Origin of the sequence: Bacillus sp. DHT2 (assembly GCF_026241455.1) — a bacterium.
Lineage (GTDB): Bacteria > Bacillota > Bacilli > Bacillales > Bacillaceae_G > Bacillus_A > Bacillus_A pseudomycoides.
This window is the reverse complement of record NZ_JAPHWH010000002.1, coordinates 1-22377: the sequence shown is the minus strand read 5'-3', so window position 1 is coordinate 22377 and position 22377 is coordinate 1. Positions and strand designations below refer to the sequence as shown.

General features: G+C 32.8%; 16 protein-coding genes and 12 pseudogenes. 19 read left to right on the top strand and 9 right to left on the bottom strand.

The annotated features are described in order from the left end of the window. Position 1 precedes the first annotated feature (1 nt). Genes ORL93_RS05095 through folE form a run of 5 tightly spaced genes read left to right on the top strand, consistent with a single transcriptional unit; the run spans position 2 to position 3299 of the window. Positions 2 to 790 (top strand): ABC transporter permease, encoded by a 789-nt coding sequence (locus ORL93_RS05095; RefSeq protein WP_265958749.1) that lies wholly within the window; start codon positions 2 to 4, stop codon positions 788 to 790. 12 nt (positions 791 to 802) lie between these two features. After that, complete coding sequence (gene queC / locus ORL93_RS05090) at positions 803 to 1468, top strand: 7-cyano-7-deazaguanine synthase QueC (protein ID WP_097795070.1); 666 nt, start codon at positions 803 to 805, stop codon at positions 1466 to 1468. After that, on the top strand, positions 1468 to 1959 hold the full coding sequence (gene queD, locus ORL93_RS05085; RefSeq protein ID WP_000426941.1) for a 6-carboxytetrahydropterin synthase QueD: 492 nt from the start codon (positions 1468 to 1470) through the stop codon (positions 1957 to 1959). The genes queC and queD overlap by 1 nt, the downstream gene beginning before the upstream one ends. Then, complete coding sequence (gene queE / locus ORL93_RS05080; protein ID WP_033796907.1) at positions 1952 to 2668, top strand: 7-carboxy-7-deazaguanine synthase QueE; 717 nt, start codon at positions 1952 to 1954, stop codon at positions 2666 to 2668. The genes queD and queE overlap by 8 nt, the downstream gene beginning before the upstream one ends. Before the next feature lie 43 nt (positions 2669 to 2711). After that, on the top strand, positions 2712 to 3299 hold the full coding sequence (gene folE, locus ORL93_RS05075; protein ID WP_003203751.1) for a GTP cyclohydrolase I FolE: 588 nt from the start codon (positions 2712 to 2714) through the stop codon (positions 3297 to 3299). Between the two features lie 160 nt (positions 3300 to 3459). On the opposite strand, the pseudogene ORL93_RS05070 reads toward folE, so the two are convergent. From ORL93_RS05070 to ORL93_RS05065, 3 pseudogenes are all read right to left on the bottom strand, one after another. Continuing rightward, a pseudogene (locus tag ORL93_RS05070) lies at positions 3460 to 3620 on the bottom strand (IS6 family transposase); the annotation flags it as partial. Positions 3621 to 3749: 129 nt separating this feature from the next. After that, positions 3750 to 3839: pseudogene (locus tag ORL93_RS31480) on the bottom strand (IS6 family transposase); the annotation flags it as partial. Further along, positions 3812 to 3913 (bottom strand): annotated as a pseudogene (locus ORL93_RS05065) (IS6 family transposase); the annotation flags it as partial. The pseudogenes ORL93_RS05065 and ORL93_RS31480, both read right to left, overlap by 28 nt. A gap of 1181 nt (positions 3914 to 5094) precedes the next feature. Between ORL93_RS05065 and ORL93_RS05060 the strand changes: the two are divergent. The 3 genes and pseudogenes from ORL93_RS05060 to ORL93_RS05050 form a co-directional block, all read left to right on the top strand. Next, positions 5095 to 5334, top strand: a complete 240-nt coding sequence (locus tag ORL93_RS05060) for a hypothetical protein (RefSeq protein ID WP_265958745.1) — start codon at positions 5095 to 5097, stop codon at positions 5332 to 5334. Between the two features lie 165 nt (positions 5335 to 5499). Continuing rightward, complete coding sequence (locus tag ORL93_RS05055; RefSeq protein WP_265958744.1) at positions 5500 to 5880, top strand: BA_1872 family lipoprotein; 381 nt, start codon at positions 5500 to 5502, stop codon at positions 5878 to 5880. 30 nt (positions 5881 to 5910) lie between these two features. Continuing rightward, positions 5911 to 6072 (top strand): annotated as a pseudogene (locus ORL93_RS05050) (IS6 family transposase); the annotation flags it as partial. A 257-nt stretch (positions 6073 to 6329) separates the two neighbouring features. Here the strand turns inward: ORL93_RS05050 and ORL93_RS05045 are convergent. Further along, positions 6330 to 8282 carry a bifunctional metallophosphatase/5'-nucleotidase gene (locus tag ORL93_RS05045; RefSeq protein WP_265958743.1) on the bottom strand — a complete coding sequence of 651 codons (1953 nt, stop codon included), beginning with the start codon at positions 8280 to 8282 and terminating at the stop codon, positions 6330 to 6332. A gap of 176 nt (positions 8283 to 8458) precedes the next feature. Between ORL93_RS05045 and ORL93_RS05040 the strand changes: the two are divergent. After that, positions 8459 to 8935 (top strand): annotated as a pseudogene (locus ORL93_RS05040) (IS6 family transposase); the annotation flags it as partial. Between the two features lie 502 nt (positions 8936 to 9437). Here the strand turns inward: ORL93_RS05040 and ORL93_RS05035 are convergent. Beyond that, positions 9438 to 10496, bottom strand: coding sequence for an endonuclease/exonuclease/phosphatase family protein (locus ORL93_RS05035; RefSeq protein ID WP_018782248.1), 1059 nt, complete (start codon positions 10494 to 10496; stop codon positions 9438 to 9440). A gap of 155 nt (positions 10497 to 10651) precedes the next feature. Here ORL93_RS05035 and ORL93_RS05030 point away from each other — a divergent pair. From ORL93_RS05030 to ORL93_RS05010, 5 genes and pseudogenes are all read left to right on the top strand, one after another. Next, positions 10652 to 10765, top strand: a pseudogene (locus ORL93_RS05030) (IS6 family transposase); the annotation flags it as partial. A 178-nt stretch (positions 10766 to 10943) separates the two neighbouring features. Continuing rightward, a pseudogene (locus ORL93_RS05025) lies at positions 10944 to 11306 on the top strand (1-deoxy-D-xylulose-5-phosphate reductoisomerase); the annotation flags it as partial. A gap of 235 nt (positions 11307 to 11541) precedes the next feature. Further along, a complete protein-coding gene (locus ORL93_RS05020; RefSeq protein WP_265958742.1) occupies positions 11542 to 12114 on the top strand; it encodes a histidine phosphatase family protein in 573 nt (190 codons plus the stop codon). 188 nt (positions 12115 to 12302) lie between these two features. After that, a complete protein-coding gene (locus ORL93_RS05015) occupies positions 12303 to 12686 on the top strand; it encodes a hypothetical protein (protein WP_265958741.1) in 384 nt (127 codons plus the stop codon). Positions 12687 to 13090: 404 nt separating this feature from the next. Continuing rightward, positions 13091 to 13708, top strand: coding sequence for an IS6 family transposase (locus ORL93_RS05010; RefSeq protein ID WP_265958740.1), 618 nt, complete (start codon positions 13091 to 13093; stop codon positions 13706 to 13708). 58 nt (positions 13709 to 13766) lie between these two features. Here ORL93_RS05010 and ORL93_RS05005 read toward each other — a convergent pair. The 4 genes and pseudogenes from ORL93_RS05005 to ORL93_RS31475 form a co-directional block, all read right to left on the bottom strand. After that, positions 13767 to 13958, bottom strand: a pseudogene (locus ORL93_RS05005) (IS6 family transposase); the annotation flags it as partial. Between the two features lie 233 nt (positions 13959 to 14191). Further along, positions 14192 to 14836 carry a hypothetical protein gene (locus ORL93_RS05000; protein ID WP_003204295.1) on the bottom strand — a complete coding sequence of 215 codons (645 nt, stop codon included), beginning with the start codon at positions 14834 to 14836 and terminating at the stop codon, positions 14192 to 14194. A 123-nt stretch (positions 14837 to 14959) separates the two neighbouring features. Further along, complete coding sequence (locus ORL93_RS04995) at positions 14960 to 16612, bottom strand: pyridoxal phosphate-dependent decarboxylase family protein (RefSeq protein ID WP_265958739.1); 1653 nt, start codon at positions 16610 to 16612, stop codon at positions 14960 to 14962. A 489-nt stretch (positions 16613 to 17101) separates the two neighbouring features. Further along, a pseudogene (locus ORL93_RS31475) lies at positions 17102 to 17185 on the bottom strand (IS6 family transposase); the annotation flags it as partial. Between the two features lie 55 nt (positions 17186 to 17240). Here ORL93_RS31475 and ORL93_RS04990 point away from each other — a divergent pair. The 5 genes and pseudogenes from ORL93_RS04990 to ORL93_RS04970 all read left to right on the top strand — a co-directional run. Further along, positions 17241 to 17480 (top strand): annotated as a pseudogene (locus tag ORL93_RS04990) (DDE-type integrase/transposase/recombinase); the annotation flags it as partial. An 829-nt stretch (positions 17481 to 18309) separates the two neighbouring features. After that, entirely contained in the window at positions 18310 to 19506 is a 1197-nt protein-coding gene (locus ORL93_RS04985; RefSeq protein WP_265958738.1) for a macrolide family glycosyltransferase, read from the top strand. A gap of 65 nt (positions 19507 to 19571) precedes the next feature. Then, positions 19572 to 20801, top strand: a complete 1230-nt coding sequence (locus ORL93_RS04980; protein ID WP_265958737.1) for a macrolide family glycosyltransferase — start codon at positions 19572 to 19574, stop codon at positions 20799 to 20801. Between the two features lie 649 nt (positions 20802 to 21450). Further along, positions 21451 to 22069: pseudogene (locus ORL93_RS04975) on the top strand (recombinase family protein). Between the two features lie 82 nt (positions 22070 to 22151). Next, positions 22152 to 22377 (top strand): annotated as a pseudogene (locus ORL93_RS04970) (hypothetical protein); the annotation flags it as partial.

Here is a 22377-nt window from a genome sequence, read left to right as displayed (position 1 = left end):
TATGATTAGATATTTAAAAATGTTAAAAGCAATTCTTAAAATTAATTTAAGTAATATTATGATGTATAGAGTTAACTTTTTTTTAAATATATTAGATAGCGTTGTTTGGTTCATTGTTACATTAATATTTTTTAATAGTATATTTGATAGTTTTGGTAATATTAATGGTTGGAATACAAATGATATTTATTTGCTAATTGGAACAAGTGAGTTGATAAAATCTTTGATGTTTACTCTTTTTATTAATAATCTACCGTATATACCGGGTTTAGTTAACCAAGGAAGTTTAGATCATATATTGTTTAAACCTATTAATAGTCAGTTTCTAGTTTCATTAAGAAAGCTTGATTTAGGGAATTTAGGGAACTGTTTACCAGCCGTACTGTTAATTAGTTATGCATTATTACAAAAGGGAGAGAGTGTTAGTATTGTAAATGGATTTTCTTTCTTGGGTCTATTGTTTTTAGGGATTTTACTCTCGTATTCTCTGTGGTATATTTTAATGACTTTATCTATATGGTTAACCAAAGTTGAAGGTATGCATGAGTTATTTCTTGGTACTATGACATTACTTAGATACCCATCTTCCTTATATAAAGGAATAAGTCGATTTGTTTTTTTATTTGTTTTTCCTATTGTTATTGTTAGTAATATTCCAACTTATGCTTTAATTGGTCGATTAGAACTAAACGATGTATTCGTGTTAATGGGTTATTCTAGTGGATTTTTTATTATTTCAATTTATTTTTGGAAGTTTGCCTTAAGATATTATAACAGTGCAAGTAGTTAAGGGGAGAATAAAATGTACTCTAATGATAAAGCAATAGTTGTTTTTAGTGGTGGGCAAGATAGCACAACATGTTTATTTTGGGCAATGCAACAGTTTGCGGAGGTGGAAGCTGTAACATTTAACTACAATCAACGTCATAAGTTAGAAATTGATTGTGCAGCGGAAATTGTGAACGAGCTTGGCATTAAACATACAGTGCTAGATATGAGCCTACTAAATCAGCTAGCTCCAAATGCGTTAACAAGAACAGATATGGAGATTACACACGAAGAAGGTGAATTACCATCGACATTTGTAGATGGGCGAAATTTACTATTCTTATCATTTGCTGCTGTATTAGCAAAACAAGTTGGGGCACACCATATCGTAACAGGTGTATGTGAAACTGATTTTAGTGGTTATCCAGATTGCCGTGATGTGTTTGTGAAATCGTTAAACGTTACATTAAATTTATCAATGGATTATCCGTTTGTCATTCATACACCACTTATGTGGATTGATAAAGCAGAGACATGGAAAATAGCAGATGAACTTGGAGCATTCGAGTTTGTTAGAGAAAAAACTTTAACATGTTATAACGGAATCATTGGTAATGGTTGCGGTGAATGTCCAGCGTGCCAACTTCGTAAAGCAGGTTTAGATACGTATCTACAAGAACGCGAAGGAGGGAATGAATAATGGAAAACTTTTTCGGATTTCGCATTGTAGAAAATTTGCAAAAAATGGACAAGGATATTCAGCGTGAGCAATTAAAATACCATAATAAAAGAGTAATGGTCAGCAAGGAATTTACATTTGATGCAGCACACCATTTGCACTGTTATGAAGGGAAATGTAAAAATTTACATGGTCATACATACAAAGTTGTATTTGGTATTAGTGGATATGTAAATGACATTGGACTTGCAATTGACTTTGGAGATATAAAAGAAATTTGGAAAAACGAAATAGAGATTTATTTGGATCATCGCTATTTAAATGAAACATTACCAGTGATGAATACGACTGCGGAAAATATGGTCGTCTGGATTTATGAAAAGATGGCGGAAGCATTAACAAAAGGGAATCGAGCAGAAGAATATAAAGGAGCTCGTGTCGAATTCGTACGTCTCTTTGAAACACCAACGAGTTATGCAGAAGTAAGACGGGAGTGGATACTCGATGAGTAAGATTCCTGTTTTGGAGATATTTGGTCCAACCATTCAAGGAGAAGGAATGGTTATCGGGCAAAAAACGATGTTCATTCGCACAGCAGGTTGTGACTATAGCTGTTCTTGGTGCGATTCAGCCTTTACATGGGATGGCTCAACAAAAGAACAAATTAGACAAATGGCGCCAGAAGAAATTTGGAATGAACTTGTTGAAATTGGTGGAGAAAATTTTTCTCACGTTACAATTTCAGGTGGGAATCCCGTTTTGCTGAAAAATATTCAGTTTCTTCTTACTGTATTAAAAGAGAATGGAATTCGTACAGCGATTGAGACGCAAGGGAGTAAGTGGCAAGAATGGTTACTTCAAATTGATGAAGTGACGATTTCGCCTAAACCACCAAGTTCGAAGATGAAAACAGATTTTACGATGCTAGATTCTATTATTCATAAATTAGTAAGAAAAGATTTTAGTTTAAAAGTAGTCGTATTTGAAGATTATGATTTTGAATATGCAGTAAAGGTGCACAAGCGATATCCGCAAGTACCATTTTTCTTACAAGTTGGGAACGATGATACGAAAACGGTGGATGATGCAGCGCTTATTAAAAACTTATTACAGAAATATGAACGGTTGATTGAAAAAGCTGTACAGTGTAAAGAAATGAATGATGCGAAAGTATTACCTCAACTTCATGCTTTAGTATGGGGAAATAAACGAGGCGTATAAATAAGAGCATTTTATGAATAAATTAATAAGGTGGAAATAATATATGAGCTTAAAAACAATCCAAAGTGTAGAAATAGATACTGACAAAATTGAAGTAGCAGTAAAAATGATTCTTGAAGCAATTGGAGAAGATATTAATAGGGAAGGTATTTTGGAAACCCCAAAGCGAGTAGCAAAAATGTATAAGGAAGTTTTTCAAGGCTTAGGTCAAAACCCTTCTGAACATTTGTTAAAAATATTTAATGAAAATCATGAAGAATTGGTATTAGTTAAAGATATTCCGTTCTATTCTATGTGTGAACATCATTTGGTACCTTTTTTTGGAAGGGCCCACATAGGTTATATTCCCAATAATGGAAAAGTAACTGGGTTAAGCAAATTAGCTAGAGCTTTAGAAACCATATGCAAAAGACCACAGTTGCAGGAAAGAATAACCAATGAATTAGCAAATGTAATTTTTGAAACTTTAGAGCCAAAAGGAGTAATTGTTGTAATTGAAGCTGAGCATATGTGTATGACAATGAGAGGTGTGAAAAAACCTGGTTCAATGACTATAACTTCCTCATATAAAGGAATATTTAAAGATAATAGTGCACTTCGAAGTGAAGCTTTAAACTTGATAGAGGGATAGAATTACATCGTTATTACGCTAACAAAAAGAAATTTCCTTGAAATGAAAAAAGACGTTATTCTTTCTTATCTAATTAAAGAGGAATATGATATCAAAGGGTTTTGGTGCAAATATATAACGGAAAATGAAAGGGAGGGTAAATTCCTAACGGAATCATCCTTTATCCAGCTAATCCAAATAATTGATTGATAAAGATATTCTGATTTTGAACAGACTGATCCCGTAAAATAAGTTTCTGTTTTTTATCATATGTATCGCTTCAATACCAGAAATCGTGGATTTAGCTGTGTAAAAAGATTTAAATCCTAACATAGGTTTAATCATAGGGTTCTTGCTGTAGATCGAAAAGTAATTATGTATATATGGGGTACGGAAACGATTCTGGGGGTTCTGGTGCAAATACTTAGGAAAGATATAAAGAGGCGAAAAGTTTCCTAGTGGAATCTAGTCTTAAGCAGCAATTCCAAATAGTTGATGGATGAACTTCACTTGATTTTGGACAGACTTGTCCAGTAAAACAAGTTGCCCCGTAGGTACCATCTTACTGTTTGCAAAATAATATTATGATGATAATGCTTCCACTTGAATAAATTTCGCTTTTCCATACTGATCACGCACCTTTTTAGAGTAATAGTATCAGTATGCCCAAGATTTAGAGATTACTTGCAATTATCTTGAAGTTTTCGCACCAGAACCCAAAATGATTGAAATTACAAAAAATGTTTATTTTAGAGTGTCTTCCTATGCTCATCAAACTAAGTTTATATAAACTTTGACTTCAAATAAAATTTTTAGATTTTTAAAGATCTATTGTAGGTTTTATAAGTTAAAAAACAAAAAGAACTTGTAGGAATCACTACAAGTTCTTTTTAAGGTAAGGTGACAAAAAGGGTAACACAAACTATCTTAACAGGCATATTAGAAAAACATAGGGATGTTTCTTGATAGGTTTATTATATAACAAATATTAACATTTAAAGATTTTGATTTTGAAAATTTTGTGAATTACGAAAACAAAATCGTTTATTACTCTTGTATCAACCAAAAAATCCCACTTGTTTATTTCGTGTAAAACACTTTAAATCAATGTCGATATCATAATAAATTAGTAAAAATATAGATATAGGTAAATAGAGAAGAATGAGGCATTCTTACTTAATGACCTATATTTATATTTGGGATTAATTAACTATAATAAAATGAAACTCATGTTATTATTACATATAATTCATGAACATATTGAGAGTGCTATGATTCTAGCTGTGTATTTTGAGAAGAAGTAAATTTGTATATTTTTCACAAGAAATCATAAAAAAGACTTAGTCCTTGTGAGGAAAATAAGCCTTTTTACTATTTAGACTCACACAAATGATCTGTGCATCAATTTAGCTTTGATAAACAGATCATTTGTAAGATAATAATTCATTGTAAAGAAGTAAAGATTACATGAATGCTTTTAATAGGGTTGTTACTAACGGAATTACTCCACCTAAAAATGATAAAACTGCAATTGCGATTGCCATAATAATTCCTCCTCTTTAAATATCTGAATATTGAGAATTCTATAAATTCATTATATTACAGATTTAAGAATATGACAATATCTTTTTTTATTCTCTCTAAGATTTCGAAATATACCCATAACAACATTTTTCACGCCACATTTATTCATGACAATTAAGTTCACTTTTTTCGTTTTGGGGTGGATTTGTTTTCTTAAGTTGATGGATGTGGGGTGGTACCCCATATTGAGCAAAGGGAAATTATTGAGTGGAAGTATTTAAAGAGTGAAGTAATGAGCGATAAGGTGATAAAGGCTCAAATGATGTTAGCTAATGATTGGTATTATTATCAGAAAAAGAATGCGGTTATGGCAATTGCGATAGCATTACGGATTATTGAAAAAATGTATCAGTCATTTCAAAAACAAATGATGATATTAAGGTTTGTGTCAAAGTTCTATAATGAAAATAAAAATGAAATCGAACGTTCAAGAGAATCTGTATTAAAATTTACAAAAAGAAATGTAGATTAAGTAAATTTACGGGAGTTTATTAGGCTGACAGGATGCGGATGTCATACAGGTTATCAGTAAATAACAATTTTTAATTTTGATGAGTATGTTGGCTTATCAAAAAATGATAAAATAGTTACCGCAATGGTAAAATTTTATCATGATAAAAAAGAAAGGGGAATCTCTATGAAATTGCTACGTTCATTTCTCATTCTCACTCTTGTTGTATTGTTAAGCGCATGCAATACAGCAACAAAAGTCACAAAGGTTCAAAAAAATGGCGAAACGACTTTAAAAATTGGCTCCCTGCAAGGGTATCACGATGTGCAAACGATTAAAGCTGAAAAAGGAAATGTGGAAATTCCTTATGAGGCAGCCGTTGAAGAAGGTACGATTTTATTGCAAGTCACAAAAGACGATAAGGTCATTTATGAAGAAGAAGTCACTTCTCAAAAAGAAGGTTTGCTTTCTTTTGAAGCGCCAAAATCCGGATCATATGATTTAATTGTACGCGTGAAGGGTGAAGAAGAGAAAGCGAAAGGAATTCAAATACATACGAGGCTATGAAAAAACGGCAAGCGGAGTGTACCCGCTTGCCGTTTCGCTCGTTCCTTAGGATTTCAAAGTCTTCGTCATGCCTCACGTACGATAAAAGGGATAGAAACGCTTCATGCCATATACAAACAAAGACGAAGTCTTCAATCAGACTCCGTCTTTTCGACGTATAACGAATTACAGAATTTATTATCGGTTTCATAAAATTTGACCACAATCTTCCCATGTCTCTATGTGTAAAAAACTTTGCAACAGACCCAATAAAATTATCAAACTTTTTTATAAAGAAATGAATCGAGTACATTAAATAAGAGCATGTTTTGAAAAAAGATTGATCAAAACATGCTCTTTAGACTTGTCTTTATATCAAGGTTATTAGTAATAATTTAATCAAACTTTATTTTAAAGCTACAAGTATATCCAAGTTTAAGAGATTTTTTTGCACCAGAACCAGATTTTTCTTATATTTTTTTAATAATCCTATTAAGTTTTTTGTAAAATTCACCTTTTGTTTTTACATGATTAAACTGATTCGGATTCATATTAGCTTTTTGAGAGAGTGCTACAATCTCTTCTTTTGTAATTGAATCTTTAGTATTTATAGATGCTATATTTGTATATTTTCCATCTTCTGTTTTTGGAATTTCTAAAATTCCTTTATTTACAAGATCCACTACAGCCTTATGCTCTGAAGAATGTGTATCTACACCGGTAATTTTCCAATTATGCATAACTTTTGGCGTGTATACACCATTCTTTACCTCTTTTAAATATGTAATAGCAAGGTTACGAATGGTTCCACCTGTTTCTCCGAATGCATTCTCTTGTTTAGATGACCAAATTTGTTCAAACTTACGTCCCTCTAAAGCTCCCCCTTTTGCCTGAAGAGCCTCCATTCTATATGCATTCATTCCCAGCGTCATAACATTGCTCATTTTGATTGGTTTATTTGTACGAATAGATCGTAAATTTGTAATTCTACTTCCATATGGTTTTGTTAAGTCAATTTCGTATTTTACGCCTCCAAAGAAATCGTTCGTACTGTATTTAGACGCACGGCGGGTTTTATCAAAGCTAATTGTTACATCTCCGGCACGAGATGAGTTAAAATACCCTGCCGCCCATTCCATGTAGTCTTTTAAATCTTTCCCAGTTATCTTATATACTGTAATTTCTCCCAAAGCATATTGGTAATTATATGCAATATCTTTCTTCTTAATAGGACCTACATCCAAACGGGCATAATCGTTATCAATTTGATGGGCTACTACATCTGCTTTGCTGTAATAGAGCATGACTTCATGAAAAAAATCTGATAAAGGTGTCTCTTGAATTTGCACACTTGGAATACCCTTTATTTCATTTTCAGGAACAAGATTTCTACCCTTTAATTGAGCGACTACAACATTTGCATCTCCTCTCGCATACTCGTGAAAAGGTGTTAGTGTTGCTTCAAGTGTAGGATCAGATAATACCGTTGTTCCATCAGCATTTTTTACAGGTAAAGCGGTAGCTGTTTTATCTTTTAAAACCAGCTTCCCATCTTGCTTTGTAAAAGTAAGGTCAATACGTGAGATATGCGTTCCATATTTATCTGGTTCTGTAATAATAACACCATTTACAACTTCTTTTTTAACAAGTTTATGCATATGAGCTGCAAAAATAGCACTTATTTCCGGACAAGCATTCGCAATATCTTGAACCCCAGTACCAGGGATTCCATTCTCATTTTCTAGTCCCATATGCATAACCCCTACCATTACATCTACTTTACCTTCTAATTCTTTAATTACCTTTTTTGTCTCTTCTACTGGATTTTTCACCACTAAACCAGCCAAATGATCTGTCCCTTTTTCAAAATCACTAATCATTGGTGTATTCATGCCAATAATCCCAACTTCAATTCCACCTTTTTCAACAATCGTATATGCAGGAAGAAAACGCTCTCCATTCTCCTTATAAATATTTCCTGCTAACGTCTTTCCCTTATATTGCTCACTAACTTTTTTCAATGTATCTAATCCAAAGTTGAATTCATGATTTCCAAATGCCCAAGCATCGTATCCCATTGCGTTCATCGCTACCATCATTGGAGATTGTGGCTTATCATTGAATAATTCTACTGAGTTTCCTTGAATTGTATCCCCGGCATCTAATAATATGGTATTTGGATTTTCTTGACGTACCTTCTTTATAACCGTATAAAGCTGCGTTAAACTTCCACTCATATTTGCACCATCAAGCGCATAATCCCAAGGCATAAATCTACCATGAATATCTGCAGTACCCAATAATGTAATATTAACATCAGATTCCTCAGCTTTAGAGATAGCTGGTTTGACTGTTACTGCTGTTCCAAGAAGTACAAGAATAACAAAATAACATACATAGTTCTTCCATTTCATTTTTGGCATAATAACAATATTTCTCCCCTTTTTGTATTGTCATAAAGTTGCTTGAACTTTAAAAATGTAACTTATTATTTGGAAAACTTCAACTACAAAAGATAATTTTGGAGGTTCTGGTGCAAAAAAATCTTTTAAACTTGGATATACTGATATTACTACTCTAGAAAAGGTGTGTGATCAGTATGGAAAAGGAAAATTTTTTTAAATGGAAGCATTATCAGCCGGAACTCATCTTATTAACAGTAAGGTGGTATCTACGGTACAATTTGAGCTTTCGTAACCTGGTGGAAATGATGGAGGAAAGAGGTTTATCCATTACTCACACAACGATTATGCGCTGGGTTCATCAATATGGGCCTCAATTAGAAGAGAAAATACGATATCACCTTAAATCAATAAATGACTCATGGAGAGTCGATGAAACCTATATTAAAGTAAAAGGACAATGGTGTTATTTATATCGTGCCATTGACAAAGAGGGGCAAACGCTTGATATTCAACTGCGTAAAAAGAGAGAGACACAAGCGGCATATGCTTTTATGAAAAGACTGGTTCGAACTTATGGAGAACCAACGGTTCTGACTACAGATAAGGCTCCTTCTTTAATTTACGCATTTAAAAAATTACAGAGGATAGACTTTTACAAAAATACCTTTCATCAAAACGAGCTATTTTGTCTGAATTATCGGAAAAAATATCGTAAAAATGTTGATGATGTGGTAAGATTATAGATGAAAAAGAGTATGAATTCACGTTGTAGCGTGAATTCATAAGAAAGAAGCCAATTTGTATAGGAATTGGCTTCTTTCTTAAGTTCGAATAAAAACAGAATTGTCTTTAAATCTTTATTAGGGGAAAGTTTTAAAGAAGAATTCAGCTTGGTTATAGTTTTACATAATTGTTAGATAAAGTAAATTGATATTTTTCGAGCTGAATATTCAGAATATTAATTCTGGGTATATCCATCTACAAATAAGTAATTGATGAGTTTTATAAAAGTCAGGAAAGAGAAAACTGATGCGTTGCAATTTCTTTCATTCATCCATTAATGGAATGAATGAAAGAGCCGAGAGTATTTACATTGGATAAGACTTCAGACAACATATGGTTACACTCTTCTTGCACACATTCTCTCTTGAACCATTCCGTTGTCTTCCCCTACTATTTTAACTTCAACACTGCGTTAACCGGGTTATGATCACTGTTTTCAAACTTCAAATCATGCCCTTGTACGCTCACAATCTCCACATTTGGAGACACTAAAAATCCATCGATAATCGTAACAAAGTTCTCATCTTCGACATAGCTCTTTACATTATCACGAACTGTCCAAACAGTATCATCAACAGCCCACTGGAATCCACCATCAGTGAAATCTTCTGGCAGCTGTACTAACCACTCTGGCCATTCTTCTTTAAACTTCGGATCTTTTAACTGCACATCAGATAATAGCTGATTCCAGTCTCCGCCAAGCACGAGATAATCGCCATTTTTATAATGCTTATTCATATACTCTTTCAAAAACTCAACTTGTTGCTTTCGAATGTTTCCGCCCTTATCATATGCAGATAAATGAACGTTCACCATTCGTAAATATTTCCCGTTATCAACTGGAACCTTATGCTCAACAATCGCTCGATCTAATTCGAATAATTGACGAAGCCACATTTCTCTTCCAGGAAGCTGATATCTCGTCACTTCTTCTACTTTATATTTTGAGAACGAACCAAGTCCACTGTTCGTATATCCGTGCGGCTTCTTAATTGGCACCGGCACCCACTGCGCATTAAAGTTATAACCAAACGTAGACGCATGATCTTTCAGTCCATCTTGAAACGCCTTATACTGATTCACATCAAATGAACGAAGTGACTTCTCATCCATCTCTTGCACTAAAATAAAATCAGAATCTTCCTTTTGTAAGAAAGACAGCATATTGCTGATATTCTTTTCTGTTTGCTCTTTACTACTAGAGCGCGAACCCGTCCCTCCGTCTAAGAAGAAATCTTGATCCTTATCTAAACCGCCGTAGCCAATATTAAACGTTGTCGCCTTAAACTCTTCCCCAACCTTAAGAATGCGCTCGTTATTATTTGCCACCTTCAACTTCTCAACATCCTTATGCTTCACATCCGTAATTACCACATACGTAATAAACGCCGCGAAAGCACCAAATATTGAGCCTGTACCCCATAATAAACCTTTCAATACCTTCTTCAAGCTCATGACTCCCTTATTCTCTTTATATAGTTTGCATACGTGGTTATTTTAACATGTTCTAGACGTAAACATAAAGTAACTCTAAAATATACAATAAAAGTGGTTCTGTAGTAAAGTTTTCGAAATTCAAGTACACTTTGGAAAAAGATGACGGCACAATAAAAGGCATTGAAATCATTCATGCCCTATACAAACAAAGGCGAACTCTTCAAATAGGCTCCGCCTTTTCGGTGTATAACGAATTACAGGAATTATTAATGGTTGCATAAGCATTTAACGATGCAACCCTAGATTTTCTATGTTTTGGATAACTTTGCAACAGAACCAATTACTTTATATTCGCTTAATTCCTGTTGTTTCTTTTTTATAAAAGAAGGAATTTTATCTTTTTTGTCTAATTATATCTAGGTTTGCAAAAAGGGATTCTACAACTTTGGAGGAATTATCATGGTAAAATATATTTCAATTCTTGGTTCAACTGGCTCAATTGGTACGTCTGCATTAGATGTAGTTACTTCTCATCCGGAACATTTTAAAATTATTGGTTTAACAGCAAATCACAATATTGACCTTCTTGAAAAACAAATATATACATTTTACCCTCGAATTGTAAGCGTAAGTACAAAAGAATTAACAGATGATCTTCGGAAGCGAATTCCTACAGATACAAAAGTCACATATGGAACAGATGGATTAATTGAAGTTGCAACTCACCCTGATTCTACTCTTGAAGCTCATCATAGCATTGCAAAGCCAGATTTGGAAACAGTATTAGACGCCGATCATTGGGCTCGTGAATATGCAAACGAATTATTAATTAGAAAATGAAAAAAGAGCTAGAACAGAACGCGTCTTTTTTAGCTCTCCATTTTACGTGTTCTTTTGTTTTAATACATTTACGTTCACGGAATTGTAAAGAAATGTATCTAAGATATCGCATACAGAAGGATTTATAGTGAGTATTAGTTATGGTCACTGGGAAAGTTCTTTTTAATTAATATAAGCTATATATGGAATACAGAAACCTAAAAAATTGGAGGTAATTATGAAAACTTTCATATATATGGTGAGACACGGAGATTCACCGAAATCTGGAAAAGAAAGAGCGAGAGGATTAACGGAAAAAGGAAAATTAGAAGTTCAACGAATAACAGATGTATTACAAGGTGAGGGAATTGACGTTGTTATCTCAAGTCCATACAATCGTTCAATTCTAACTGTTCAGCAATTAGCGAAGCAAATAGGAAAAGAAGTTTTAGTATTTGAAGACTTAAAAGAGAGAATTTTTATTGCTGAAGAGGAACGAATGTCGGATAAAGAATTATTTCCTTTGATAACAAAGTCATTCTTAGAACCCGACTTTGCTTTAACGGGAGGAGAGTCTAATGTCGACTGTCAGAAACGTGCTATAAAAGTCTTAAAAGAATTATTAAACACCTATCGAGGGCAGAAAGTAGTATTAGGCACTCATGGAGCTGTTATGACTTTGATGATGGGGTATTATGACAGTAAGTATGATTTGAATTTTTTACTACATACATCAAAACCAGATATATACAGAATGGAATTCAATGGACAGGAATTGGTGGAGGTTAAAAGATTATGGGAAATTTCATAGATTGACTATATTCATCCATAGCGTCTCCCAATGACGTGTATTATAAACAATGGGGTTACTGCGGTAACTCTTTTTCTTATGGTACTAACGGGGGATTAAGTTCAACAATCTAAAAAAATCGGTTCCTTAGCGTACAAAATTCACGGTTTGTTCTTGCTATCCCGAGATGAAATGGGAGGGAATAGTTTTTGGGCAGGATACCTTTAAAGTTATTTTTTAAATCAATCCTATTTTTTTTCTTAAGCGGTATTGTTGTTTATTCTATATTTCAGATTATTTTTGTCTGGAGTGTTTCGACAGGATTAGGGAGGGATGATATAGTCGGATTTTCTGATAATAAGTATGTAATTGGTCGTCCACCTGTTAGCTATAACTTATATAAAAAAGATAGTGGGGAAACTATATTAGATAATGTTATTGGTTATAAAAAGGGAAAAACTAAAAGCTATGTTCGGAATGAAATTGAATTTGTAGTGATAAATGAGATAAAGGGTAGCTATGAACTGTATAAAATAGAAAAGGCTTCAGAAAAGGATATAGAACGGCTGAAAGAAATGAAGGAATTAGAATAAAAGAGACTATCTGAAAGGTAAAAATGCACACTTGTTATTGTTAAATCTAAAAAATGGTTTAGACTGATAACTGAGTTTTATTTCATGAAAAGAGTCATTATTAAAATAAAGTATTAGGGGTTCAGTCCCATGCTCATCAACTTAAGAATTCAGAATTACCCCAAAATGAAAAACTGAGCTTTTTTGTTACAATTTAGCAGAAAATTTCGTTATGGGAGTACTATCAACCTAACAAGACAAAATACCCCCTAAAATGAAAAAGACGTTATTCTTTCTGAGAAATCATGGGAAAGGATAACGTCTTTTTATCAATATGACGGTATCCTATATGAAAATTAGGGTTCTGTTGCAAAGTTTTCTAAACTAAGCTACACTTTCGAAAAAGAAAACGAGGAGAATCACAGATGGGATATTTTAAAGGGAACCAGTTCAAGAAGAATCTTATTTTAATAGCTGTTGGCTACTATTGTCGTTTTTCTTTAAGTTATCGCGATGTGTCTGGAATTCTCAAAGAACGTGGTATTTCTATTCATCCAACAACTATCATGCGCTGGGTTCATGAATATGGAAATCTTATCTATCACATTTGGAAGAAGAAAAACAAAAACATATTGTTATCTTGGCGTTTGGATGAAACCTATGTCAAGGTGAAAGGGAAATGGTGTTATTTATATCGAGCAATTGATAAAAAGGGACAAACACTTGTTATTCAACTTCGTCAAAAACGGGACACACAAGCAGCATATGCTTTTATGAAAAGACTTGTTCGAACTTTTGGAGAACCAACTGTTCTGACGACAGATAAGGCCCCTTCTTTAGCTTTCGCATTCAAAAAATTAAAGGAGATAGGTCTTTACAAAAATACCTTTCATCGTACAATCAAGTATCTCAATAATATCATTGAGCAAGATCACCGACATGTGAAACGTCGATTCTCCCGTTCTTTAGGATTTCAAAGTCTTCAACCAAACTTCGTTTTTTCGACGTATAACGCATTACATGAATTATTAATAGTTTCATAAAACTGGCCCACATTATTCCCCATCTCTTTGTGTCTTCGGAAACTTTGCAACAGAACCCTTTCTCTTCTAATTGAGATCCATATTGATGAACCCAGCGCATAATCGTTGTGTGAGTAATGGATAAACCTCTTTCTTCCATCATTTCCACTAGGTTTCGAAAGCTCAAATTGTACCGTAGATACCACCTTACTGTTAATAAGATGAGTTCAGGCTGATAATGCTTCCATTTGAACAAATTTTCCTTTTCCATACTGGTCACGCACCTTTTCTAGAGTAGTAATATCAGTATGTCCAAGTTTAAGAGATTTTTTGCACCAGAATCCGAAAAAGTTAAGATATTGACCAATTATAAAGAAAAAGACTCCTCAATTCGGAGCCTTTTTTAGCTGCTATAAAAGTATGGGTATACTATTTGAAAAGTAATAATTTAGGATTCATGCACATATAGGATAATTTTTTTCGAATTTATAGTAGTTCTAAAAATTATATAGCTTTAATGACAAATTGAGATTGAGGTATATATAATAATTGAGCTGTTAAGGAAGTTGTTGTGTTAGCAAAAGGCAATGATTCCTTATAAGGAAATTTATTATACACTATTTCATTAATCTCAAAAGTCTTATACAATTTTTTAAGGATTTTTTGAGAAATTTTATTTGTACAAGCAGCAATAAAATCAAAATCTCTTGTACTTATTTCCTGAATAGCATGTGAAATAAGAGTAGTGACTACCCCACTGCCCATCCAATCTGGATGACAAGCGCCCATATCTAGATAGACTAATCTTTCTTTATCTAAATTTGAAAACTCAATTGATTCCGTTTCTAAAGTATCTAAGAGTAGAAAAATAGGATCCATTTGTGGACACAGTTCACTCGCTTTATCTTTATCTATTAATGGTTGGGTTACTTTTCTTGTTAAAAGAACACCAACAATTTGAAAGTTTTCTATTGCTACAAATGACATAGATTGAGATACAGCTTGTTTTACCATTTCCTCGCACATTTTGTGAAAAGGAGCAAAAGGAATTTGTAAACTGCTTACAAGAGGTTCGTTATTCACAAAAGAATGTGCAATTAAATGTGCTGCATCTTTCACGTGGTGTGTATCTAGTAGCTCTATATTCATATATTTTTCCTCATTTCTTAATATAGATAGTGGTAAATTGAAATTAGATATTGATTAAAAGGGATTGGAAATTTTATTTAATGTAGTTAAGTTTAAATATTAAAGCGCTAACAAATAAGGTTATTAAACATATGAATAAATCTGTTTAGTAGCAATCGATACATGTTTATGAAGAAATGCTACAATCTCATCTAAACATTCAACATTTGTATATGGCGAGATAGAAAAGAATTTTAATGTAGAAATTGGTTTTCTATCACAACTGTTTATTACATCTACTACACAAGAACGAGTTGTATCGCCAAAGAATATTTGATCACGATTTTTTCCTAGGTAATTAAATAGTTCTATATTTAACCGATTTGTATCCTCAATCTCTTCTTGTGTTGCGAGACCTGTACGCTCCTTTTCCCAATTTACCTGGCCATCTCCATTCATATAGAAACGAAATGTTGTAATTGGTCCATAAGTAAAATCATTTGTTATTGCTACTTGAGGAAGAGCCTTGCGCAATTTCTCCCTAAATAATAGATTTACACGAACATAATTTGCTAATAATTTTTGATATCCTTCAATTCCAAAGGCTAATAAATTTATATACATCGGAATAGAACTACCAGCTCGTGAACATTCTAAGGTATAGCCTGTATGATAACTGCCATATGATCTATTCCCAAGATAAGGTGTGTCATTTTGTTCGATGTCCATAAGTTGTAAGTCAGTATGATTTTTCACGATTAAAATACTTGAAGTATAAGGTGTTTGTCCTAATTTATGAAAATCAAAACATACACTATCTGCAAGAGACATATATTGCATTTTCCCTTGAACGAGTTGTAAGGCATCTTTCACATCAGGTTCAAATGAGAGTGGATTTTCTTCAAAGTTATAATTATTAAAGAAACCATAGAATCCGCCCATTGCAGAATCTGCATGAATATAAATAGGTTTTAATTTATATTTTTTCTGTATTGATTCAGCACTATCTTTAATTTTTTCTATATCATCAATTGTAAATGTATCTGTTGACCCCATAGTAGCTAGAATATAAAGGGGGATACCTCCGTTTTCAATAACATTTATCATTTTATCCTCTAAATCTTCTATATCCATAGAATTTGTATAAGGGTCAGTTTTCACTTTAATTAGGTGATTTGTCCCAATGCCAGTTGCTTCAGCTGACTTTAATAAACTATAGTGTGCATTTTCAGAAGCAAAGCAATATACATTTTGTGGAACACCGTGTTCCTTTGCTAATGGAAATTGTTTAGCAATTGCTAAACGTAAGCTTGAAAATACACATCCTTGTCCACCCCATGTTGTATAACCACCGCTATTATGCGGATTATAACCGATCAGTTTTGAAAGCATGGATACAACTTTTACTTCTGCTTCAGCTGCCCCAGGGCCATATACATCCCAAACGCCATTACCATTTAAAAGCGCCATGGTCATTGTACCTAATAGTGATGGAATACTTGGTAGTGGTACAGCGTTAGACAAATAGTATTTATTTGGATAAGGATGACCATTCATAAATTGGTTTAGTTCTTCCATAACCTCAGACATAGCAATTCCAGCCAGTGGTATATGACTTTGGTGAATTAAGTTATTGTAATATCCATCTGATTTTTCCTCACAGTTACCTAAAGATGCTTGGTCTTCATTTTTTAATCGGCTAAGATTTTCAACTATTTTCTGCATAGATTCTAAAAAAAGTTTTTGTTTTTTTTCATTTCCATCAGCGCTCGGAAATAGATTCAAAATATCTTGCATGTGGCCACTTCTCCTTGTGAAAATATGGATTTTTATTTTACCTAGTTAAATATACGAGTGAAATGATTTGTGTTTATCCTTTAGAATGTGTATGAATCAGGAGCTGTTTAGAAAAAAATGTAATTCCATAGAAAATTATATGAATTCTGGAATTTAAAGTAAAGGAAAAATTTTTTGATTAATTTTAAAAAGTAATTGCGATATAATGAAGTTGCTAAAAAATTTTCTGAATTAATTATTTATTCTTCAGTATTACAAACTTTATTAAATTTAAATTGTGCCCTAGCAGATATTCAAATAACGTAATAGATATTTGAATATAATGAAAAACGCCTTATAATGTAGTTTAAGGTTCTGTTGCAAAGTTTCCGAAGACATAAAGAGATGGGGAATATTGTGGGCCAGTTTTATGAAACTATTAATAATGGTTCTGGTGCAAAAAGATAATGAAGAGTAAAAAGAATGATTCATTCCTAACGGAATGACTGCTTATGCGGTAAGGCCAAAGAGAATATTAATCAGTTGTATCTGCTTTTGGACAGACTTTTCCCCATGGAAAGTGTGTCCTTTTCTAATATTTATGAATATTTTCAGTGTACACAATGACAGTATTTTTTGCACCAGAACCCCTGAAAGCATACAACTAAGGCAAGTTAGATATCTCAATAATATAGTGGAACAAGATCATCGTTTTATTAAGAAACGTGTTCGTTCTATGTTAGGGTTCAAGTCTTTTGGCGCAGCTACATCCATTCTTGCAGGAGTGAAAGCTATGCATATGATTAAAAAAGAACAGATTGATTTACGGGAGCAGTCTGTCCAAAACCAGAAAGAATTCATCCATCGATTGTTTGGGCTTACAGCATAAAATAGAATTCCGCTAGAAATATATGAGCTATATTATCTTTTATTTTATCTTTGCACCAGAACCAAATATACGTGTATATTTGGGCCTCTATCTAATTAATATTTCGTTATATTTATATTAATTATTACAAAACAAAAGAACACTCAACATGAGTGTTCTTTTGTTTTGTTCTCGCGTATTGAGATGACTGTTTCAAAATCTCGTTTGGGGACTTGATTTTGACAAATTGTTACTGCACTTATAGGTTAACATCGTGAAAATAGATTGTAAATTAAGAATATTCATACGTAATTTTGTTAATGTTCAGTATAGATATTTATCACTATGGCTATAGGAAATATAATTTTGCTATGTTGAAAGTGGTCATCTAACTAAAGGATACGTTCTTGGTACCTGTACTTTGTGCGGGAATCTTTCATAAAGAAAAAACACCTTTACCAGTACATTTCTTCGACTTTATAGTTGCTTTAATATTTATGGGTGTTGCAACAACCGTAAAAGAACAAAAGAAAATAAGAGTGTTATTCTTTTTTTGTAAGAATCATTAAAATAATGTTTTTTAAGAGATTTAGGAAGAATATCTAGTTTTTGCAAAGGCAGTTATTTGCTAACCGGAGAATATGAATAAATAGAAAATGGGATTTGTTTATCGAAAAGTATTTTTATTGTTAAACAGGCATGTCAAAGTGCTCAGGAATATATTTCTCAATAATGAAATGAGCTAATCATATGAAATATTAAAAAATATTTGTTTATAATAGACTCTAAATTAAAAGGTCAATCAAATATTAATTTAACTTTGTTAATGAGTTTGAAAGGAGCGAGTATTATGGCGAATGTACTTGTAATAAATTTTCCTGGAGAGGGGCATATCAACCCGACATTAGCAGTTGTAAGTGAATTAGTACACAGAGGAGAAAAAGTTGTTTCGTATTGTATAGCGGACTATAGAAATAAAATTGAAGCAACCGGTGTGGAATTTCGAGCATATGAAAATTTTCTTCCACAAATCAATATTATGAATCGAATTAATGAAGGCAATAGTCCTGTCGAAATGTTGTCCAATATGATTGCAGCTACAGATCGTATTGTAAACCAGATTCTAGAGGAAATAAAGGAAGAACAATATGATTATATTATATATGATAATCATTTCGCAGTAGGTCGCATTATAGCAACTGTTTTACAGTTACCTAAAATTTCTTCTTGTACAACATTTGCTTTTAATAATTACATCACTTTTAATGAAGAATCTGAATCGAGAAAAGTAGATGAAAATTCTCCATTATATCAATCATGTTTATTAGGAATGGAACGATGGGAAGAGAAATATGGGATTAAGTGTAATAACTTGTATGATATTATGAATCACCCTGGAGATATTACGATAGTATATACATCTAAGGAATATCAACCGTTTTCTCAAGTATTTAATAATTCTTTTAAATTCGTTGGGCCATCAATTGCAGTACGTAAAGAGGTAGGAAGCTTTCCAGTTGACATTTTAAAAAAGAAAGTTATTTTCGTTTCCATGGGGACAGTCTTTAATGAGCAACCAGATTTATATGAGAACTGTTTTGAAGCATTTAGAAATATGAATGCAATGGTCGTGTTAGTGGTCGGGAAAAGGATAAATATAGACCAATTTGAAAATATTCCAGAGAATTTTAAAGTGTTTAATTATGTACCTCAATTAGAAGTATTACAGCATACAGATGTATTTGTTACACATGGTGGTATGAACAGTTCTAGCGAGGCGTTATATTATGGTGTCCCGTTAGTTGTGATTCCAGTTACAGGGGATCAGCCATTAGTCGCGAAACGAGTCACTGAAGTGGGAGCCGGAGTTCAGCTTGATCGCAGAGCATTAACTCCTGAAATGCTGCGTGAAGCAGTAGAAAAGGTAATGAATGATAAGGAATTTAAAGAAAATAGTCGTAAGATTGGAGAGTCTTTACGTGAATCTGGTGGCTATAAACAGGCAGTTGAGGAAATTGTAAAGTTCACTTCCAATTGTCGTGTGTAGACAAATAATGTAACAAGAAACTTAAAATGACAACTAGAAATCTACTCTAATAAAAATATATAGAAATGGAGAGATTTTTTATGTCAAAAGCGTTGGTTATAAATTTTCCTGCAGAAGGTCATATCAATCCTACAATTGGTCTTGTTAATGAATTAGTGAATAGGGGAGAAGAAGTTATTTATTATTGCGAGGAAGAATATCGCCATAAATTAAAGAATATAGATGTTGAATTTCGAAACTATGGAGATTACTTAAAAGAAATTAATTTAAAAAATAGAATGAAGGATATGTTTCACCCTTTACAAATGATGTATAGATTTTTAAGGGTAACAGAGAATGCCATCCCTTTTCTTTTAGAAGAAATTACTCGTGAAAAGTATGATTATATGATCTATGATCAGCATTTTCTTTTAGGCAGAATTCTTGCTGAAATGTTACCTATACCTACAATTGCGTCCTGTACAACATTTGCTATGAATAAAGAAATATTGGAGGAAATTCCACTGGGAAACATCGAATCTAATCCTACTTCACCATTGGTTGAGGAATGTCAAATGATTGTAAATAGAATTAGTGATCGTTATGGGGTGAATGTTGATTCATTAGAGCAACTTTTTCATTATGAAAGTGACATGACATTAGTTTTTACTTCTAAATATTTTCAACCTCATGCTCATTGTTTTAATCATACCTTTAAGTTTATAGGACCTTCTATCACTTCACGGCAGGAAATAGTAGAATTTCCTCTTTATAGGTTAGACGGAAAAGAGGTTATTTACATTTCGATGGGAACAGAGTTAAATAAACAGCCGGAATTTTATGAGAAATGTTTGCATGCATTTAAAGAATTTAATGGAATAGTTGTAATTTCTGTAGGTAAGGAAATAGAGATGCGACGTTTTCTTAATATGCCACCCCATTTCATTATTCGTCCTTATGTTCCACAGTTAGAGGTTTTAAAATATACAGATGTCTTTATTACACATGGTGGTATGAATAGTGTAAGCGAAGGATTATATTATGACACGCCTCTTGTTGTTTTACCAATTACAAATGATCAACCTTTTGTAGCAAAAAGAGTCGAGGATTTAAATGCTGGTTTGACTTTGGATTATACAAAAATTACATCTGATTTATTGAAAGAAACGGTAAGGAATGTACTTAATAACAAAACTTATAGGGAAGGAAGCAAAATAATTGGTCAGAGTTTACGTGAAGCAGGTGGATGTAAGAAAGCAGTTGATGCAATATTTCAGTTTAGAAGAGAATTTTTGTCTAGTTCCCTTGATAAATGAATTGACGATAAGTACTTTGAGCTATACTCATTAATAAGAGTTGCGAAAGACATATATCGATATAACTCTTCGGTGAATAAAGATAATTCGTGTTTTTGATGCAAGTCCATAAAAAGCACGTCACTCTTACTCATTAACATAAGAAGATAGTAACGTGCTTTTAACTTTGAATATATTCTAAATACTTAAGGTGATGGATGTGAGGTAGCACATCATGCCTATCAGCCTATCAGAAAAGTTTGCCACATCGCTATCCAGCTAACAAAATAAAATTCCCCTAAAATGAAAAAATACGCTATTCTTTCTGTAGAATCATAGGAAAGGATGGCGTTTTTGTATGTCAATTTCTGTATCAGATGAATTAGGGGTACGGAAACGATTCAGGGAATGAGGTGCCACTCTGGCATTTACTTACAGAACGATTTGAGGAATGCTCTGACATATCTAAATCTTCCCCATTTAAATTTACAAAAGAAGAGTCCATTTTTGATTTTTCTTTTTATGTGTTCGTAAAGGTATACCTTTACAGATATATAGAAAACTAAAAAAAACCACGTCTATAAATATTAATTTTTAATTTTACAGACATCTGTTTATTTTATATACCTTTACAGACATTATTGATGTAATTACCAGTGAGGTGTGGCATATGAAACATAAAAAATTTGGATATGTACGAGTTTCAAGTAAAGATCAAAACGAAGAACGACAAATTCAAAATATGAAGGATCTAGGGATAGAAGATCGAGATATTTTTCATTGATAAAGAATCTGGAAAAAATATGGAGCGAGAGAATTACCAAATGCTAAAGCGTCTTGCTCGTACTGGAGATACCATTGTATTTGATTCCTTAACAAGACTTGGGAGAAATAGGAATGATACATTAGAAGGATTTAGGTACTATGAAAAACATAGAGTAAATTTACAATTTATAAAGGAACCATATATTAATGTCAATTACACTGGAGAAAGTACAAATGATGTCATTCAGAGTGCGATTCAAAAAGCAACTCTTACAATATTATCAGCCTTTGCAGAAAAAGAGCGCATTGATATTAAACAACGTCAAGCTGAAGGAATTGCTCTTGCCAGAAAACAAGGTAAACGTTTAGGACGTCCGCCTGTCGAAATAACAGAAGAATTCACGGATGCTTACAAGGAATGGAAATCCGGTTCAATTACAGCAGTAGGAGCCATGAAAAAGTATGGCATCAAACGTTCTTCATTTTATAAACTTGCTAAACAATATGAAGAAAAAATAAAATAACAATCTGTCTTATTAACATTATCTTAAAGTTAAAGGTAAAGGACTGGAATAAGAAAATAGATTAATTCATAGGGAGGATGCAATGATGAACCAAAAAAAGTTAGAAATGGCTTTTAAAAGATATAGCAAAAATTTTGTGGATGGAATCAAATTTGAAGATGTTAAAGATAAATATAATGTCAGTAGAAGAGAGAATGAGAAAATCGTTGAGCAAAATGAAACAGAGAAAGATCACATACTATTAATAAATCTATATAAAATTTCCTCATATCACTTGTCACTATGGAAAAACGATGTATTGATCAGCG

Coding starts and splice junctions, on each gene's coding strand:
- queE (WP_033796907.1), top strand. CDS start 1,952: ATGAGTAAGATTCCTGTTTTGGAGATATTTGGTCCAACCATTCAAGGA.
- ORL93_RS04995 (WP_265958739.1), bottom strand. CDS start 16,612: ATGCAAGATATTTTGAATCTATTTCCGAGCGCTGATGGAAATGAAAAA.
- folE (WP_003203751.1), top strand. CDS start 2,712: ATGAGCTTAAAAACAATCCAAAGTGTAGAAATAGATACTGACAAAATT.
- ORL93_RS05095 (WP_265958749.1), top strand. CDS start 2: ATGATTAGATATTTAAAAATGTTAAAAGCAATTCTTAAAATTAATTTA.
- ORL93_RS05045 (WP_265958743.1), bottom strand. CDS start 8,282: ATGCCAAAAATGAAATGGAAGAACTATGTATGTTATTTTGTTATTCTT.
- ORL93_RS05000 (WP_003204295.1), bottom strand. CDS start 14,836: ATGAATATAGAGCTACTAGATACACACCACGTGAAAGATGCAGCACAT.
- ORL93_RS05060 (WP_265958745.1), top strand. CDS start 5,095: ATGAGCGATAAGGTGATAAAGGCTCAAATGATGTTAGCTAATGATTGG.
- ORL93_RS04980 (WP_265958737.1), top strand. CDS start 19,572: ATGGAGAGATTTTTTATGTCAAAAGCGTTGGTTATAAATTTTCCTGCA.
- ORL93_RS05020 (WP_265958742.1), top strand. CDS start 11,542: ATGAAAACTTTCATATATATGGTGAGACACGGAGATTCACCGAAATCT.
- ORL93_RS05010 (WP_265958740.1), top strand. CDS start 13,091: ATGGGATATTTTAAAGGGAACCAGTTCAAGAAGAATCTTATTTTAATA.
- queD (WP_000426941.1), top strand. CDS start 1,468: ATGGAAAACTTTTTCGGATTTCGCATTGTAGAAAATTTGCAAAAAATG.
- ORL93_RS05055 (WP_265958744.1), top strand. CDS start 5,500: ATGAAATTGCTACGTTCATTTCTCATTCTCACTCTTGTTGTATTGTTA.
- queC (WP_097795070.1), top strand. CDS start 803: ATGTACTCTAATGATAAAGCAATAGTTGTTTTTAGTGGTGGGCAAGAT.
- ORL93_RS04985 (WP_265958738.1), top strand. CDS start 18,310: ATGGCGAATGTACTTGTAATAAATTTTCCTGGAGAGGGGCATATCAAC.